Raw genomic sequence first — 16908 nt, 5'->3', positions numbered from 1 at the left:
CTCAACGCCTTCCAGATCGCCTTCGACGGCCGCCTGACCCCCACCAACCAGCGATAACTCAACAACCAAGATCAGCCGTTAAGTTGACACACCCACAGGCCGTCCTGCAGACGCTGCAGGAACTCGGCGAGCACAGCTCATCGGTAGGCAGTTCAACTTGCAGCGACGTGCAAGATGAAGCGCTCGGAAAGCTCACGGCTGCGAGTGACTCGGGAGCTACCGAAGGCGCAGCTGACACCGGTAACAAGGGTGACTCCGGCGCAGAGGGGGACCAGAGCAGCACCGCCGGGAAAAAAGAAGTGGCGCTGGGGATAGGCGACAAGTCATTTGTGGATTGGGCCGAGGAGAATGGCTACCACCACTACATGAACTACCCCCAGGGTGCGGACTGGAGGGTGCCGGTGAACAAGGACATCAACAACCCGGATGTTCCGCTCCATGTGGCACTCGACCAATTTGCCGGCGGACCCGATCCGAACAACATGTTCCTGCAGGCATACCTTCAAGGTCGCGAGGAGGGCGCCTACGCGACACAAGAGGAAATGGCAATGCTCGAGAAGGCTGTCACGAACGACAAGCGGGCCTGGGACAGTGTCAGCTTCTACCTCAATGGCGAGCCGGTCGATGTCTCGGAGCTGACTACGGGCTTCGCCAGCGGAGAGTGGCCGTTCGACACGTCAGGCCAGCTGAAGCCCGAGTACCTGGCGAAGCCGTAAGTTCCGGGCTGGACCGCTGCCGGGCCCCATCGCTGACGATGGGGCCCGGCACGACTGTGTCTGCTTACTTGCCCGAGTCTGCAGCCAGGACGTCCCGCTCCACCTCGTCCAGCAGTTCACGCCGGTCGGCGACGAACCGGCGGACCGCCTCCGCCGCATCAGGCGGCGTTCCGACCGCCGGCCCAGGACATCCGGACACAAGACGGGGCACGCTCTCGGCCCGACCTCGGCTGGGCATTACCATGACCGCGCACCAATGAAGACCGGCATCTCGTGTGATCCCTGGCGGTGGGCTGGAGGCTACCCGGCCCGGTGACTGGTGGATTGTGATCTGAGTGAGGGGCGGCATGGGCAGGCGGGAAGCTGCAGTTCCGGACGGCCCGTTACGGGACTTCGCGCAGGGGCTGCGGGATCTGCGGGCGCAGGCGCCCGGGACACCCACCTACCGGACGCTTGCGGCCCGTGCCCGCTACTCCCCTTCTGCCCTGTCGGACGCTGCCTCGGGGCGCCGTCTGCCGTCGTGGGACGTCACCGCGGCGTTCGTGGCGGCCTGCGGCGGCGACGTCGAGCAGTGGCGCGAGCGCTGGAGGGAACTGGACGCCCGGCTGCGCAGCGACCACCCGGCGCTGCTGCCGCAGGCCGATCCGGGCCAGGACCCCGCCGTCGACAGGGCCCTCGACGAGGACGTCGAAGCGGACCACGACGGCCAGGACGCCGAAGAAAACAGCGACTTGGAGCAGGACGCCGACGGCGACACCGCATCCGCCGCGGAGCCAGCGGCCGCAGTGTCGCCGTTGTCGCCGTCCGATCCGCCGAAGGCCGGCCCGTACCGGTTGCTGGGGCGGTTGGGCGCCGGCTCGATGGGCGTGGTCTACCTGGGGATTTCGCGGGCCGGGCGGCCGCTGGCGGTCAAGTTGGTGCGCGCCGACCTGGCCGAGGACGCGCACTTCCGGCAACGGTTCGCGGCGGAGGTGGCGGCGGCGCGGCGGGTCTCCGGGCCATTCACCGCGGCGGTGGTCGACGCCGACACCGACACCGACCGCCCGTGGCTGGCGACCACATACCTGCCCGGGCCATCAGTGCAGGAGGCCGTGGAGACCGGCGGGCCACTGCCGGAGGCGGTCGTGCTCGGGCTGGCCGCAGGCATCGCCGAAGCCCTGTCCTCCATCCACGGCGCCGGCGTCCTGCACCGGGACCTGACACCCGGCAACGTGCTGCTGGACACCGACGGCCCGAAGGTCATCGACTTCGGTGTGGCCCAGGCCGTGGACGCCTCCCGGCTGACGAAGACCGGGGTACGGGTCGGCACGGTGCCGTTCATGGCGCCGGAGCAGGCCGACGGGCGGGAGGTCACCGCCGCATCGGACGTGTTCGCGCTGGGCTGCGTGCTGGCGTACGCGGCCACCGGCGTCGCCCCGTTCGGCGACGGCTCCAGCGGCGAGGTGCTGTACCGCATAGCCCACTGCGACCCCGACCCGGCGGCTGTGGACTGCAGCGACGACCGGCTACGGGACCTGATCAAAAGCTGCCTGGCCAAGGACCCCGACCGCCGTCCCACCCCGGATGAAGTCCTCGAGGCCTGCGGTGCAGACCGCTCGCAGGACGTCGCCTGGCTGCCCACGGCCGCCGCCGCCCGGCTGGCCGCCCGACGCGACCACGTCAGCGAGACCCTGGCCCGGGCAGCCACCCGCCGCACCGTGGTCCGCGTCAAACTCACCGCCGTCCCCCTCATCCTCACCACGGCCATCGCCCTCGCCGTCGCCCTGACCGCCGCCCACCACAAGACATCCGAACTAACCTCACCGCCGGACAGCGCCGCCCCCACCACGTCGGCCGCCACCGCGAGCGGCCCGTCGCCGTCGCCGAGCAACCGGTCCGCCCGTCCGAAACCCTCCCGCTCGCAGGCCACGGCCGCCTCCGGCTCCGGCCAAGGCGCCGCCGGCATCGGCACGGGCACACCGGGACCGTCGGCGTCCCGCACCACCGGCGGCTCGACCACGGCAGGCGGCGGCACGGGCAGCCGGGCGGGCAGTGCCACCTGGACCGGCTGGTCGGGCACCGAGTGCGCCTCCTCCAGCGCGGCGCAGACCAGCTTCTATCCCGCAACCGGTGCCTGGAAGACCACCACCGGCGGCGCCTACACGCACGGCTGCGAGGCAGCGAAGTACATCCACCTCGAAGACGACGGCGATGGCGGCTGGGACGCCAACGCCGACTGGGTCTTCACCCCCGGCACCAGCGTGAGCAGCTGCAGCTTCCGCATCCACGTCGCCAAGGGCACGTGGGCCAGCCACGACGCCCAGTACAAGGTCTACAACGTCGACAGCACCAACTACGGCCAAGCCAAGTACTTCGCCCACTTCGGCTTCGACCAGCACGACTACGACGCCGGCGGCTGGTACACCACCAGCTCCTTCACCTTCCACACCGGCACCATCGACCTCGCCCTGACCGACACCGGCAGCGACAGCCACGGCGTCGTCGCCGACGAGGTGGAAGCCACCTGCTCCTGAAACGGCCGTCCAGGGCGACCGGGCCCCTGGGCCGCGTCGTACGACTTCCCGCGACGTCCTGGCAGTCGCTGCATCCCGGCCGCGTCGACGCGGGCCAGGGTCGACACCGCGCTAATCACCCCGTCTGTACGGAGCCCCGGCATGCTCGGGCCCGAACATAAACGCGAGGCGGGGCCGGTGGTGGCCGCTGTGCCGCAGCACCCGCGGCGGACCTTGGAGATGACCGGGGCTGATCAGGCCCTGATGGCGTATGACACCGTCGCCGAGGCCGTGGCGAGCTTAGCGAGGTAAGCCACTTCGGATAGATCTTGAGGAATGACGGAGCACGAGGTCACGGGCGGCTTCATCCCGGTGGCTCCTGCGGCCAGAGCGAAGGAAGTGAAGGTGCCGATCGGCGCCTTCACCCAGAGGCCGGCGAAGTCGGGAAGGAGAGCGGAAAGCCTTGATCGTTCTCAAGTTGGTCGCGACCAACTTGGTACACGACTTACCTGCTACCAGGCTACCGACCCGACTCGCCCCAGGAGTTTAAAAAGCTTCCGCACGCTCCCCTGCCCCGGGAGGAATGCGGCGAGCCGCCTTGACCCGCGCAGCCGAAGGCACCGACACGGGCCGTCGGCTTCCTCTCGCGTACGCAAGCCGGTACGCCATCCCCGCTCCCGATCGGATCCGGTGAACTCCCGGAGTAGATCGGTCCAGTGAAACGGGGCGGCTGCCGTCCGGCCCAAGCCTCACCGGCGCTTGCCGTGATAGCACCGGTGGCATCGAGGGTGTGGGCCGGCCCGCTGGAACCTGCACAGCGGGCCGGCGCTGTGTGCCCGCAGCCCCACACCGCCGGGCACACACAGGACAAGCCAGCCGGGGCCGCCGCCCCGGAGGCCGTGCCCTCTGGGTAACCCCTCTCCCCCGACCTAACCCGGCTGTCTCACCCGGGCCCGGACGGAGCGTTCGCGCTCCCGGGCACTGTCCCGTCAAACCGTTGTGACGTGCTGACATCGGACGGATACCGACGGACAATGGGGGCAGGCGAGTGAGCGTCCTTCGCCCCCTGCCGCAAACGGTGATCGCCATGTCCTTCTCGGTCCCCGGTGGTCCTCAGTCGGCGTCGGCCGATGAGCCGGCGGCGGAGCTGGAGCGGGTGCGGGAGGAGAACCGGCAGCTGCGGCAGGCACTCGCCTCGCACGCCCAAGTCGACCAGGCCATCGGGGTGTTGACCGTGCTGGGCCAGATCAGCCCGTGCGAGGGCTTTTCGGTGCTGCGGGAGATCTCCCAGCGCACCAACACCAAACTGATCGAGGTCGCCGGCCAGGTCCTCAAACACGCTCAGGGCGCGGCGCTGCCGGATCCATTGCTCGGGGAGCTCAACGCCGCCCTCGCCCGCCGCCGGCGCTGACGAGCCCCGCGCGATCGCCTTTAGGGGAGCGGGCGGGCGGTGGCCTCGTCCGGGGTGTCGGTGAGGGGGATACGGGCGGTGATGCGTTTGCCGACCGCCTCCCGCGCGGCTTCCACGCTGTGGGCGATGGCCGTCACGATCTCCAGACCGTGCTGGCCCACCCGGCCGGCATCGGCCGGCCGGGCCGCCGGCAGCACCGGCTCGGAGTCCCACACCGCCACCTCCACCAGCCCACCGGTGATCCGCAGCTCCAGCAGCACCGGGCCCGGCGCGTACTTGCGGGCGTTGGTGACCAGTTCACTGACCACCAGCTGCGTCAGCTCCCGCACCCGGGCCGACACCGCCAGCCCGTGACGGGTCGCGGCCTGGGTGAGGAAGTCGGCTGCCAGGTGACGGGCCTGGGCGATGCAGGTGCCATCCCCCTCCAGTGCGACGGACTTCTGCAGGACGCATCCCGGCGGTGCGGTACAGCCGTCGCCCGCTGGTCCGTCGTCCATCACGCCCTCTTCGCTCCCCGTTTCACACCCCGTGCGTACCCTCGCACGCGGGGATGATGACGCCCGGCGCCTTTTCGATGGTTGCGCCACCCACACGCCCTGCCCGTAGCCTGGGGCCACTTCAGATCAAGGGCCCGGGTACGTCACCGGCATGGGCGGGGAAAAGGTGACCGGTACCGTGCCAATCGACTCATCCGGCCGACTGTCGGTCGTCTCCACCCACGCCGACGGCATCCTGGTGCTCTCCCTGGCCGGAGAGATCGACCACGACACCGGTCCCCTCCTCCGTCAGGCCCTCAGCGACACCGACACCCGCATCGTGGTCGACCTCAGCCAGGTCACCTTCATGGACTCCACCGGCATCAACATCCTCATCGCCGCCCACAACGCCCTCGCACAGGCGGGTGGCTGGCTGCGCCTGGCCGCCCCCACCGGCACCGTCCTGCGCACCCTGCAGATCGTCGGCGTCGACGCCGTCATCGACTGCCGCGACACCCTCCGCCAAGCCCTCTCCAACTGACGGCCGTCACCCGGCCGACCAGGCGCAGATGTCTGGTACGCACGAGGTGCCGCAGCCGGACTCGGGGGTGACTGCGGCACCCGTGCCAACCCACCACAGAGCGGGGAAGACCGCTGCCGGGCTGAGTTCCCTGCTGCCCGGGGCGGGCGCCGCCATACTGCGCTGAACAGGTGATAGTCCCTGCCCACGGCTTCCTGAGATGCCGGCCTAGCCACGGCCCGTCCAGAGACCATCGGGGTCCTGCAGGGTGGCGCGGAACCGGTCGATCATGGCCCGCACCTGCGACGCCTCGCCCCACTCCGCGCCGTGCTCCCCCGTGGGCAGACGCCCGTGGCACACGAACTGCTCGGCCACCACAGCCACATCCTCCGGCGCGGCGTAGACCCGGTGCAGCATCGTCAGCGGCTTATTGGAGCCGGAACGGAGATGGAGGCCGTGCAGGGAGTAGGACCAGCCGGTGTCCTCGTCCCAGTCGAAGCGGATCCCGCCCGTACGGTCGGCGGTACGGCTGGTGTCCCACCCCAGCACGATGAACAGCCGGTCCCCGAACCGGGGATAGCGGTAATCGGCCCGGACGGTGCCCGGCGGGATGCCGTGCCGGGTGAGGGCGTCGTCGACGGCCTGGAGGTAGGGCCAGTGCGGCAGCTGCCGGGCCGGGCCCAGGCTCGGCGGGTTGAGGATCACGGCTTGCCTCCGTGGCCGGCGAGCCGCATCATGAGGCGCGGCGGAAGACGGCAGCCGGGCCGATGACCTCCGGGCCGAACTTGTCCCGGACGCGGTCGATGGCCGCTTCGGCGACCAGCCGTGCCTCGCGGGCGCCGTCCAGGCTGATCTGCCGCGCGACCTGGCCGGCATCGATGAGGTCCTCACCCCTCAGGGTGAGCGCGGTCAAGCGGCCGCGCTGCAGGCCGGTGGCGTCCATCAGCTGGTAGGCGAGCAGGCGCAGGTCGTCGTCGTGCGCGGACGGCTCGACAAGGCGGCGGGTCTTCTCCCACCGGCCGTTGCCGGCGAAGGTGAGCGTGAGCGTCACGGCGCGGGCCGCCTGCTCGCGCCGGCGCAGCAGCTGCCCGAGGCGGATGACCAGCTCGAGCAGGGCGGCGCGGACGTCGGCGCCGTCCAGGGTGTGCCGGTCGAAGGCGTGGCGGACGGTCGCAGTGGCGGGCAGGGCGCGGGGCACGACGGGGCGCGGGTCGATGCCGCGGGCCCGGTCGGCCGCCATGCGGCCGGCGCGGCCGCCCAGCAGCCGCTGGATCGTGCCGGGCGGAACGCTGGCGAGCAGGCCGACGTAGTGGATGCCGTACTCCCGCAGCACCACCGCCTGGCGGGGCCCGATGCCGTGCAGGGCGTCGACCGGCAGCTGCCCCAGCCAGCCGGCCACATCGTCGGGGGCGACGGCCAGGACCCCGCCGGGTGCAGGGATCTGCGCGGAGGCGGTGGCCGCGACGGTGATCGAGGGGCCGACGCCGACGCGGACGTCGACGCCCAGACGCGAGAGGGCCCGGACTCGCAGCACCTCCCCCAAGCGTCGGGCGTCCGCACCGTGGTAGCGCAGGGCCCCCTTCAGATCCACCAGCGCCGCGGCGGGCGGCAGGGCCTGCACCACCGGGGACAGCTCCGCCAGCAGCTCCAGCACCTGCCGGTAGACGTCCTCCGGCAGCCGGTCCGGGCACCGCACGTGCATCACCGTCGACACCCCAGGTGCCTCCCGGCCCGTCGTCATGGCCCTCACCTCCCACACCCCACGTTATCGAACATAAAATCGAACACGCGAGGGGTATGAGGGTGGATCATGAGCATAGAATCAAAAACGTGTTCGATGACCTGCCGCCCGACCTGGAGCGTCTCCAGACCCTGCGCACCTGGCACCTGCTCTGGGTCCGGCGGATCGACGCCAAGATCGAGACACTCCTGACGCGGCAGGCCGAAGCCGAACGCGGCCGCCGCGAACGCCCGCCCCCGCCGGAGTGGATCGTCGAACTCGGCATCGGCACCGGACGGCCCCCCGTCCAGGTCCACGCCGGCGATTGCCACATGGCGGGCAAGCGGCGCCGGGCCATCAGCCGCGACGAAGCCCGCCGCCTGCTCGCCACCGGCCTGCGCGCCTGCACCCACTGCGCCCCCGACGCCCAGCTGAACATCCTCGACTTACCCGTCAGGCGGCCGCACCCGGACGTCTCCGGGTGGCGGTCGAACAGCCGTGCCATGCCGCCCGCTATCCTGCCGAACGGGCGATGTGTACCAATCGCCTAGAACAGGACCTCCCCGATGACCACTCCCCCGCCCCCGATCAGCGAGCCCGACCCCTCCGCCCTGGTCTGCCCCGGCGACAAGGTCGGCCCCTGCGCCGTCTGCCAGCGCAAGACCCACAAATACGGCAACGGCGGCAGCCCCCTTTCTCTCGGGGTGGGTTGGCTGTGGTGTGACGTGGGGTGAGGTGCGTTCGTTGAGCTCCTGGGACTCGTTCTCGGGGGGTGTGGCTCTGCGGCGGGTTGTTGTACGACTCGTGGCAGGAGTTGATGGTGCGGGCGTTTCCCGTGGTGATGCCGTCTGGGCAGAGGTACTGGACGGTCCTGGACGACGACCTGGAGGTAGTCGTCGTTGCTGATCAATGGCTTCGGAATCTGCGGTTCGGTCGGGACCGGGCGGAGCTGACGACGAAGGCGTACGCCGGCGGTGTCGCGCTCTATTTGCGGTGGTGCCGGTCGACCCGCCGGGAGTGGACGGTGGCGGGCCGTGACCTCGGTTTGTTCATGGTCTGGCTGAAGTACACCCCGGCGCCCCGGGACGGGGTGGTGTCGGTGGTGCGGCCGGGGCCGGGTGCAGTCCCGGTGCGGGGTGAGCGCCGGATCAACCGGGTGCTCGTCGCGGTGCGGGGTCTGTTGTCGTACGCGGTGTCAGTGAGGGAGGCGCCGAGGTCGGTGCTCGGGCAGATCTACGAGCTCGCCGACAGCCGGGACCTTCCGGCGGAGGCGCAGGGCGAGGACGGCGGCCTGGTCTACCGGCTGCGTCCGGTGCACTCGCTTCGTGAGCCGGAGACACAGGTGAGCCGGGCCGAAGACGCCGAGCTGGTGGCCATGTTCACCGCCTGCCGCAACGCGCGGGACCGGCTCATCGTCGTGCTGGTCGGCAGGGTCGGGCTGCGCCGCGGCCAGGTGGCGGGCCTGCGGCGCAGCGATGTCCATTTGCTGCCGGACTCCCGTGTGCTGGGCTGCGACTACCCGGGCGCCCATGTGCATGTGCGGCGGCGGGAGAACGGGAACGGGGCCTGGTCGAAGTCGCGGCACGCATGGGTGGCGCCGCTGGACTTCCTTGTGGTCTCCGCGTTCGACCTCTACTACGAGGAGCGCAACCGACTACTCGGGAGTGGTGGGAGCGACTTCCTGCTGGTGAACCTGTTCCGGACTCCGCTGGGAGAGCCGATGTCGCCGGAGGCGATCGGAATGTTGCTGGAACGGCTCAGCGATCGGGCCGGGCTAGGCAGGCGAGTGGGCGCGCACATGGCGCGCCGGGCGTTCGCGTCGAACGTGGCCGATGCCGGAGGTGCTCCGGATGAGGTGCAGACGATGCTTGGGCAGAAGAGTCTCGACTCGCAGGCGCCGTACCTGTTCCCGGATCCGAAGCGTGTGCGGGCGGCGATCGATCGAGTGCCGTCACCGCGTGGGCTGGGCGAGCCGGAGGCGGGACGGTGACGGCCGCGCGCGCTGCCCTGCCGGGCAGCGAGGCGTTGGCGGGCGATGAGCGGCTGGGCGAGATCCTGCACGCCCTGGATGAGGAGTTCCTCGTTGTGCTGGGGTGGGACTGGGAGCGGCGTGTGATCACGTGGCCGCGGCAGCATCCGGTGATCGGGCTGCCGGACTGCCCTGTGCCGGGGTGCCCCCTGGCGATCACCGTTTCAACGCGGCCGATGTGCGGAGGCTGCTTGGAACGCTGGCGCGGATGCAGTCTGCCTCTGGAGGAGTTCCTGCTCGTGCCGAAGCAGACCAGTCGCGGTGTCGGCCAGGGCCCGTGCGTGGTCGCAGGCTGCGGGCGGCCCCGCGTCACTGTCGCTGGCCAGCTGTGTCAGGCGCACCATGTCCAGCACACGAGCACCGGTTTGCGCACATTGAGCCTGGAGGAATTCCTCGCCCACCCGAGTGTGATCGGGCATGCCGGATTCGGGCCGTGCAAGGTGGCCGCGTGTTACCTCAAAGCCGTCAGCGGCAAGGACCGGTACTGCAAGGCACACCTGAACCGTCTCTACCAGGCCCGGACTGCGCCACGGTTCGACGAGGCGCACTGGCGCAGGACGGACAAGGCGATCTGCACCACTCGGGAGGTCAGCCTGCGCGGCTTGCCGGACCGGCTTGTCACCGAGCTCCTCTACGGGCTGTCGGTCCGCACCAGGGAAGGGTTCAAGTCCCGGCCCGAGTGCCTGCGTCCGCTCTATGACCGGCTGCGCGTCCAACAGGTGCAGGAGCTGGAGGAAGTAACGGATCCGGCCGCTCACGGGCACAGCCGCGAACAGGTCACGATGATCAGGGCCTGGCAGCGGGCGCTGCGCCTGCTGAACATGACGCCGGAGGCCGAACGCGTCAAGGACGTCTGGGACATGGCGGTCTTTGGCTACACCGGTCACATCTCGTTCGCACCCGTGCTGCAGGAGCCGCTGCGGGAGGCGATGAAGATCTGGGTGTACGACGACCCGCCGCGGCGCCGGAACAAGAACGCTGTCCAGCACGCCCGGGCGATCATCGCGGCCGTGGGCATGCTCTCGGAGAGCCTTCGGGTGCAGCGTCCGGACCGTGGCGCGGTGCCCGCGGCATGGGGACGCAGTGACGTCGTCGCGTTCACCAACAGCATGGGCTACTTCACCTCGACCGGACGGATCAGCCCGGCCCGGCGCCTGGCCTTCACCCGGTTCGTCCGCCGGGTCCTGCTCCGTTTCCGCGCTCTCGGTCTCACCGCGCCCGGGCAGTTGCTGGAGGGGATGCCGGCCGACTTCGCGATCTCGCCGGAAGACATGCCCGACGAGCCGGAGGACACCGAGGCCGGGCGTGACCTGCCGGAGGAGGTGATGCGCGAGCTCTGCGCCCGCCTCGACGAACTGGAGGCCATGAGCAGCATCGAGGTCCGCGTCGCAACCGAGCGGCTCATCGACCCGGACGGCGCCCCGACGAGATCAACACCCTTGCCCTCAACTGCCTGGAGCAGGACTCGGACGGCTCTGACGTCCTGGTCTACGACAACCACAAGGCGTACCGGCTCGGTCGGCGCCTGCCGATCGGAACCGAGACCGCCGCGACCATCCGCCGCCAGCAGCAGCGCGTCCTCGAGCGCTTCCCCACCGCCGACCAGAACCGGCTGCGACTTCTTCCCCGGCCCAAGACCAACCCAGAGGGCACCAAACCCCTCGTGGACATCTCCACCCAGCACCGGGCCTGGGTGGACTCCCTCCCCGATCTCCTGGTGCCGGTGGTCGTCGTCCACGCAGACACGCGCGTCACGCAGCTCGTGCCGTTCGACAAGGCCCGGATCTTCCCCTACGCCTACCGGCACTGCTACGCCCAGCGGCACGCCGACGCCGGCGTCCCGGTGGACGTGCTGAAGGAGCTGATGGACCACCGGCTGATCAGCACCACCATGGGGCTACGCGTCGGCGAGGAACGCCGACGCGAAGCCGTGGACCGGGTCACCGCCCTGCAGTTCGACCGGCACGGCAACCGTGTCTGGCGCACCGCGAAGAGCCTGCTCGACTCCGAACACGTCCGCCGCGCGATCGGCGAGGTCGCCACCCCCTACGGCGTGTGCCGTGAACCCTCCAACGTCGCGGCCGGCGGCCACGCCTGCCCGCTGCGGTTCCGCTGCCTGGGCTGCGAGCACTTCTCCACCGACGTCTCCTACCTCCCCGACCTCCAGGCCCACCTCTCCGACCTGCTCCGCAGCCGCGAACGACTGATGTCCGCGTTCGAGGCCGACGACTGGGCCCGGACCCAGGCCATGCCCTCCCAGGAAGAGATCCGCCGGGTGCGCCGCCTGATCGAACGCGTCCAGAGCGACCTCGAAGACCTCACCCCCGAAGACCGCGCCCAGATCGAACAGGCCGTCACCCTTGTCCGTCGCAGCCGCACCGTCGTGCTCGGTATGCCCCGTGTCCGCCAGCCCGTTCCCGACGTCCGCCCGACAAGGACTCTGACGTGACCCCTGCGATGAGCGACGGCCGCGAGGCCGGCACCGAACGGCGCCGCACCCGCGTCCAGGAAGCCATCACGACCGCGACGCGTGACGGCACACCGCTGACCGCATCGGCCATCGCCCGCGCAGCCGGTGTCGACCGCACCTTCCTCTACCGCCACCGCGATCTCTTGGAGCGCCTCCACGCGGCCGGCATTCGGTCGCCCGGTGAGATGCCAGAACGAGGGACGGTCACGAGGACTTCGCTGGAGGCGGACCTGGCCAACGCCAATGCCCGCGCCGCGCGCCTGTCCGCACGGGTCCAGCAACTGGAGAACCGCCTCTCCCGGCACCTCGGGAACCAGGCATGGCAAGAGTCCGGTCTGGGCAGCCCCGCCGGCACCGAGGAACTCCGGCAGACGATCATCCAGCTGGAACAGCGCAACATCGAACTGGCTCAGGCTCTGGAGGAGCGGCAGGCAGAACTCGATGCCGCCCGGGCCGCGAACCGCGACCTCACCCGCCTCCTGAACCAGCGGGGCTGATGCACCTGGGCCGACGTAGGCCTGTCGGGCCTGATCGCCGCGCCGGGCCGTCCGTACGGCCGTACAACATGGTTGCCTGGCCGCCCCTACTGGAAGGCAGTTGGTTACGAGCCAGTCCCGGTGTCTTCGGTTCGTGTGTGGGTGGTCAGGCCGGTGAGGACCAGAGTGAGCCAGCGGGCGCGGGCGGCGGGTGGCTGGTCGGTGGGGGCGGTGCTGAAGAGCAGGTAGATGTCGTCGACGGTGACGTCCTGGTGGATGTCTCCGTCGGCCTGCCCTGCCTGGATCAGCGCGGCCAGTGCGGCGCCTGCGCGGGCTTCGGCTTCCCGGTCGACGGGGTCGGCGCCGAGGGCGCGGGCGGCGGCCTTGACGGCGTGGTTGGTGGCGGTCGCCTCCGTGACGCGGGCGAGGAAGTCGCTGATCTCGTCCACAGCGCGCGCACCGGAGGCGAGGCGTTCACGGGCGGCCTCGGCGGCTTCGGCGACGTGCGCGGTGTATTCGGCGATGACGGCGGCGACCAGGTCGGTCTTGGTGGGGAAGTGCCGGTACAGGGTGCCCACGGCCACGCCCGCCGCGGCGGCGATCTCGTCCATGCCCGTGTCCGGGCCGTGCAGGGTGATCTGTTCGCGGGCGGCATCGAGGATCTTCTTGCGGTTGCGGACCGCGTCGGCGCGCGGTGCTCGGGTCTGGGCCATGGGCTCTCCTGCGGTGGGCGTCTCGGCTTGCATTAACATGAACCATGGTTCATGATGAATCGTGAACCGAAGTTCATCTTACTTCGACAGGAAGCCCCCATGAACGCCAAGACCGCTCTCGTCACCGGTGCCTCCTCCGGCATCGGCGAGGCCACCGCCCTCAAGCTCCAGTCCCTGGGTTACACCGTCTACGGCGCCGCCCGCCGCACCGACCGCCTGCAGCAGCTGGCCGACCGCGGCGTCCGCCCGCTGGCCATGGACGTCACCGACGACGGCTCCATGGCCGCCGGCATCGACCGCATCGTCGCCGAGACCGGCCGCATCGACGTGCTGGTCAACAACGCCGGCTACGGCTCCTACGGCGCCATCGAGGACGTCACCATGGACGAGGCCCGCCGCCAGTTCGAGGTCAACGTCTTCGGCGCCATGCGCCTGGCCCAGCTGGCCCTGCCGCACATGCGCGCCCAGCACTCCGGCAAGATCGTCAACATCACGTCCGTGGGCGGCAAGATCTACGTCCCGCTCGGCGGCTGGTACCACGGCACCAAGTTCGCTCTCGAAGCCCTCAGCGACTGCCTGCGCCTGGAGGCCAAGCCCTTCGGCATCGAGGTCGTCATCATCGAGCCCGGCGCCATCGCCACCGAGTGGAGCGGCATCGCCGCCGACCAGCTGGAGAAGTCCTCCGCCACCGGCGCTTACGCCAAGCAGGCCGACGCCGTGGCCTCCTTGATGCGCTCCGAAGCCCACGCCAAGCGCAACTCCCCGCCCCAGGTGATCGCCGACGCGATCGGCAAGGCCGTCACCGCCCGCCGTCCCAAGACCCGCTATGCCACCGGCTTCGGCGCCCGCCCGCTCATCGCCCTGCGGCGCCTCGTGTCCGACCGCGCCTTCGACGCCGTCATCTCCCGCGCCTCCGGCCTGCCTTCCTGACCCTCACCGGGCCCGTCTTCGTCAACAGCCCTGCGCCGCGGTCTCCATGGCGCGGGACGAACCGGACCTCATGTCTTCACCGCAGGCCGTACCGTGCCTACACCGGTTTCCCCGGCTGCACCCGTCGTCCTGCCGCAGCGCCTCCCGCCCTCATCTGCACCGCAGCCCGCCTGTCCCCGGCCGCGTGCTGAATCGCTGGTCCCCTGGCCCTGCCTGCGACGCAGGACAGCTCGCGTCCCGCAGATACAGAACTGGTCGAGGCAGCCGTCCGGGCCCCGCAGGCGCCTCCTACCCCTAGCAGCCCGCCCCCTTCCTGCTACGCACACCACCTCAGACCGGGGCCGCTCATGAGCGGGACGGCCCCGCCGCGCCGGATCCGTGGGGACGGGACCGGCGCGCCGCCCGGGCCCGGCGGCAGGATCCTCCCCCCGGTCCGCCGCCAGGCCCGGGCCCCTCCTCTTTCCTTCTCTCTCCGTCACGAAGTCCCGAAGTGGGTACCACCATGTCCGAAACAGCTCGCAAAGCCTCTACCGCCCCGAGCGGTGAAGCCAACCGCTGGAGGGCGCTCGTCTTCATCGCGCTCGCCCAGCTCATGGTGGTGCTCGACGCAACCATCGTGAACATCGCCCTGCCCTCCGCCCAGGCAGACCTGGGCATCTCCGACGGCAACCGGCAGTGGGTCGTCACCGCCTACGCCCTGGCCTTCGGCGGTCTGCTCCTGTTCGGCGGCCGGATCGCCGATTTGTGGGGTCGCAGGCGCGCCTTCCTCATCGGCCTCATCGGCTTCGGAGCCGCCTCCGCACTGGGTGGCGTGGCCACCACCGGCGCGACGATGTTCGGCGCCCGCGCGCTGCAGGGCCTGTTCGGTGCGGTCCTCGCTCCTGCCGCGCTGTCCCTGCTCGCCGTGATGTTCACCGATGCGAGGGAACGCGCCCGGGCGTTCGGCATCTACGGTGCGATCTCCGGAGGCGGCGGCGCCGTCGGCCTGATCCTCGGCGGCTTCCTCACCGAATACCTCGACTGGCGCTGGACGTTCTTCGTCAACATCCCGTTCGCCCTCATCGCCGCAGTCGGCACCTGGCTCGTCATCCGCGAGCCCGAAGGCGGCCGCAACCGCTCCCCCCTCGACATCCCCGGCGTGCTCCTGTCCGCCCTCGGCCTCGTCGCCCTCGTCTACGGCTTCACCCGTGCCGAATCGGACGGCTGGAGCGACTCCGTGACCATCGGCCTGTTCATCGCCTCCGCGGTCCTGCTGCTCGCCTTCGTCGTCACCGAGTCCCGCGTCGAGGCTCCGCTGCTGCCCCTGCGCGTGATCACCGAACGCAACCGTGGTGGCGTCTACCTCTCCCTCGGCATGGCGATCATCGCCATGTTCGGCATGTTCCTCTTCCTGACCTACTACCTGCAGGTCGTCAAGGGATACACCCCGGTCAAGACCGGCTTCGCGTTCCTGCCGCTGATCGCAGGCATGATCGCGGGGTCCACCCAGATCGGCGCCCGCCTCATGACCCGGGTCGCGCCGCGCCTGCTGATGGGCCCCGGCTTCCTCACCGCGGCGGCCGGCATGCTCCTGCTCACCCAACTGGAGACCGACTCCTCCTACACCGCGCTGCTCCTGCCCGCGCAGTTGCTCCTCGGCCTGGGCATCGGCACGGCGTTCATGCCGGCCATGTCCCTGGCCACCTACGGCGTCCAGGCCCGCGACGCCGGCGTCGCCTCCGCCATGGTCAACACCTCCCAGCAGGTCGGCGGCGCGATCGGCACCGCCTTGCTCAACACCATCGCCGCCTCTGCGACCACCGCCTACGTCAAGGACCACATCCAGGCCGCCACCACCAAGCCCCAGCAACAGCTCGTCCAACTCCAGGCCATGGTGCACGGCTACGCCAACGCCATCTGGTTCGCCGTAGGCATCCTGATCGCCGCCGCCGCACTCGCCCTGACCCTCGTCAACGTGGGCCGATCGGCAACCGACTCGACCACAGACGACGCCGAGACACACATGCCAGTGATCACACACTGACAGGCTCCCTCGCCCCCGTACGGTCCGCCCCGGATCGCCACACCCGCCCGTCCTCCGCGCCCGCGTTGCGCCACAAACCTCGCGGACGCGGAGCCGCTCCCGTCTATCTCCGTGACGTCATCCACCGGCACCCGGTTCGCCCGAACCGGCGATGGCACCACACATGTCGCATCCGCTACCGTCGACGACACCGGCGCTGAGCTGCATCAAGACAACGCACTTCGCCTCGCGCCACACCTGTACACCCAGAGAACCCCCTGTGCCAGTGGTGCATGGCCCCTGTACAGCAGCAGTGGGGACCGGGCGTGCGGCACACCAGCACCCGCGCCTGACCGCCCTTCCTGAACCAGGCCCCGCGGGTCAGGCCGGCGAAGCGCCCAACCATGCGGCCGAAGACGGATCCTCAGCGCTCGAGGCGGTAGCCGGTGACCAGCTCGGCGGAGAGGGCGACGATGTGGTCCATGTCCCCCTCGATCCAGGGGATGAGGAGGTCCCGGTAGCGGGCCACGTCGGCCGGTGCGGTGATCTGTGCGGCCGGGCCGGTGACCATGACGCTCCAGCCGGTACGGGTGTGGGGGTCAAGGTCATCGGCCTCGTACACCACGACGTCGGCGACGGCCGTGGTTCTCAGGAGCGCCGAGCCGGTATGGGTGCGCATCACGATGGTGTCGCCGTCGACCAGATGGTTGACCGGACGGATCACCGGCAGCGCCTGCTGGGTGAAGCCCACACGGCCCATCGGGACGCTCGCCAGCAGCGCCAGGCACTCCCGCCGGCCCAGCTCGATCATCCGGGCCGCAGCATAGAGGGGTGACGCGTTCGTCATGACAGGTCCTGAGGCGGCTCGCGTTGTGGCATGCACCAGAGAAGGCCGAGGATGCCTGCTCGTGCTGGCAGGGACCAGGGGCCGTTCGGCCCTCGCACTGACAGTG

17 protein-coding genes are annotated in these 16908 nt (G+C 70.3%); 12 read left to right on the top strand and 5 right to left on the bottom strand.

The features are described from left to right. Positions 1-167 precede the first annotated feature (167 nt). The 3 genes from ACWCQ1_RS46150 to ACWCQ1_RS46140 all read left to right on the top strand — a co-directional run bounded on the left by ACWCQ1_RS46150 (position 168) and on the right by ACWCQ1_RS46140 (position 4619). Positions 168-716, top strand: a complete 549-nt coding sequence (locus tag ACWCQ1_RS46150) for a hypothetical protein (protein WP_451029368.1) — start codon at positions 168-170, stop codon at positions 714-716. Positions 717-1063: 347 nt separating this feature from the next. Then, a complete protein-coding gene (locus ACWCQ1_RS46145; RefSeq protein WP_451029367.1) occupies positions 1064-3229 on the top strand; it encodes a protein kinase domain-containing protein in 2166 nt (721 codons plus the stop codon). A gap of 1066 nt (positions 3230-4295) precedes the next feature. Beyond that, entirely contained in the window at positions 4296-4619 is a 324-nt protein-coding gene (locus tag ACWCQ1_RS46140; RefSeq protein WP_358608692.1) for an ANTAR domain-containing protein, read from the top strand. Between the two features lie 20 nt (positions 4620-4639). Here the strand turns inward: ACWCQ1_RS46140 and ACWCQ1_RS46135 are convergent, their stop codons facing one another. After that, positions 4640-5116 carry an ATP-binding protein gene (locus ACWCQ1_RS46135; RefSeq protein ID WP_358608695.1) on the bottom strand — a complete coding sequence of 159 codons (477 nt, stop codon included), beginning with the start codon at positions 5114-5116 and terminating at the stop codon, positions 4640-4642. A gap of 178 nt (positions 5117-5294) precedes the next feature. Here ACWCQ1_RS46135 and ACWCQ1_RS46130 point away from each other — a divergent pair, with 178 nt between their 5' ends. Then, a complete protein-coding gene (locus ACWCQ1_RS46130; protein ID WP_358608698.1) occupies positions 5295-5636 on the top strand; it encodes an STAS domain-containing protein in 342 nt (113 codons plus the stop codon). A 207-nt stretch (positions 5637-5843) separates the two neighbouring features. On the opposite strand, the gene ACWCQ1_RS46125 is transcribed toward ACWCQ1_RS46130, so the two are convergent. Together ACWCQ1_RS46125 and ACWCQ1_RS46120 are read right to left on the bottom strand one after the other, a co-directional pair. Beyond that, positions 5844-6320, bottom strand: coding sequence for a hypothetical protein (locus ACWCQ1_RS46125; RefSeq protein ID WP_358608701.1), 477 nt, complete (start codon positions 6318-6320; stop codon positions 5844-5846). 28 nt (positions 6321-6348) lie between these two features. Then, positions 6349-7356: a DNA polymerase Y family protein gene (locus tag ACWCQ1_RS46120; protein ID WP_451029366.1), complete on the bottom strand. Its 1008-nt coding sequence runs from the start codon at positions 7354-7356 to the stop codon at positions 6349-6351. Positions 7357-7445: 89 nt separating this feature from the next. Here ACWCQ1_RS46120 and ACWCQ1_RS46115 point away from each other — a divergent pair, with 89 nt between their 5' ends. The 6 genes from ACWCQ1_RS46115 (at position 7446) to ACWCQ1_RS46090 (ending at position 12331) form a co-directional block, all read left to right on the top strand. After that, positions 7446-7886 carry a DUF6233 domain-containing protein gene (locus ACWCQ1_RS46115; RefSeq protein WP_358608707.1) on the top strand — a complete coding sequence of 147 codons (441 nt, stop codon included), beginning with the start codon at positions 7446-7448 and terminating at the stop codon, positions 7884-7886. A gap of 15 nt (positions 7887-7901) precedes the next feature. After that, a complete protein-coding gene (locus ACWCQ1_RS46110; protein WP_358608710.1) occupies positions 7902-8069 on the top strand; it encodes a hypothetical protein in 168 nt (55 codons plus the stop codon). 107 nt (positions 8070-8176) lie between these two features. Beyond that, the gene (locus tag ACWCQ1_RS46105) at positions 8177-9325 is read left to right on the top strand and encodes a tyrosine-type recombinase/integrase (RefSeq protein WP_358608712.1); all 1149 of its coding nucleotides are present in this window, start codon (positions 8177-8179) and stop codon (positions 9323-9325) included. Then, positions 9322-11220, top strand: coding sequence for a hypothetical protein (locus tag ACWCQ1_RS46100; RefSeq protein ID WP_358608715.1), 1899 nt, complete (start codon positions 9322-9324; stop codon positions 11218-11220). The genes ACWCQ1_RS46105 and ACWCQ1_RS46100 overlap by 4 nt, the downstream gene beginning before the upstream one ends. Continuing rightward, the gene (locus ACWCQ1_RS46095; protein ID WP_358608718.1) at positions 11127-11813 is read left to right on the top strand and encodes a hypothetical protein; all 687 of its coding nucleotides are present in this window, start codon (positions 11127-11129) and stop codon (positions 11811-11813) included. The genes ACWCQ1_RS46100 and ACWCQ1_RS46095 overlap by 94 nt, the downstream gene beginning before the upstream one ends. After that, positions 11810-12331, top strand: coding sequence for a DUF6262 family protein (locus ACWCQ1_RS46090; RefSeq protein ID WP_358608721.1), 522 nt, complete (start codon positions 11810-11812; stop codon positions 12329-12331). Before ACWCQ1_RS46095 ends, ACWCQ1_RS46090 begins: the two co-directional genes overlap by 4 nt. A gap of 104 nt (positions 12332-12435) precedes the next feature. Here the strand turns inward: ACWCQ1_RS46090 and ACWCQ1_RS46085 are convergent, their stop codons facing one another. Further along, entirely contained in the window at positions 12436-13023 is a 588-nt protein-coding gene (locus tag ACWCQ1_RS46085; protein WP_358608724.1) for a TetR/AcrR family transcriptional regulator, read from the bottom strand. A gap of 99 nt (positions 13024-13122) precedes the next feature. On the opposite strand from ACWCQ1_RS46085, the gene ACWCQ1_RS46080 reads away from it, so the two are divergent. Beyond that, complete coding sequence (locus tag ACWCQ1_RS46080) at positions 13123-13953, top strand: oxidoreductase (protein ID WP_358608727.1); 831 nt, start codon at positions 13123-13125, stop codon at positions 13951-13953. Between the two features lie 502 nt (positions 13954-14455). Then, on the top strand, positions 14456-15976 hold the full coding sequence (locus ACWCQ1_RS46075) for an MFS transporter (protein ID WP_358608730.1): 1521 nt from the start codon (positions 14456-14458) through the stop codon (positions 15974-15976). A gap of 403 nt (positions 15977-16379) precedes the next feature. On the opposite strand, the gene ACWCQ1_RS46070 is transcribed toward ACWCQ1_RS46075, so the two are convergent. Then, positions 16380-16802, bottom strand: coding sequence for a pyridoxamine 5'-phosphate oxidase family protein (locus tag ACWCQ1_RS46070; RefSeq protein ID WP_358608733.1), 423 nt, complete (start codon positions 16800-16802; stop codon positions 16380-16382). Positions 16803-16908: the final 106 nt, after the last annotated feature.

The organism is Streptomyces sp. NPDC002144 (genome assembly GCF_053593695.1).
Note: the sequence above shows the minus strand (reverse complement) of the source record. Positions and strands in the feature narration are given on the sequence as shown.